The following is a 254-nucleotide window of genomic DNA, read 5'->3' as shown; positions in this document are numbered from 1 at the left end:
TGCCCATTATCACGGAAATATTCCCCCATTGCACAACCAGCAAGAGGTGCGATAAATTGCATAGGAGCAGGATCAGAGGCCGTAGCCGCTACGATAATAGAATACTCGAGAGCTCCACGCTCTTCCAAAACTTTAACAAATTGCGCAACCGTTGAACGTTTTTGACCAATGGCAACATAAATACAATAGACTTTGTCTTGCTCGTTCCCAGCACCTTTTTCATGGAAGGGCTTTTGATTTAAAAACGTATCGAG

General features: G+C 43.7%; 1 pseudogene. It reads right to left on the bottom strand.

The annotated features are described in order from the left end of the window. Positions 1–254: pseudogene (locus ACFIK8_RS11375) on the bottom strand (F0F1 ATP synthase subunit alpha); the annotation flags it as partial.

The organism is Bartonella sp. MR168JLCBS (assembly GCF_042194175.1).
The sequence above is the reverse complement of the archived record's forward strand: the minus strand, read 5'-3'. Positions and strand labels throughout refer to the sequence as shown.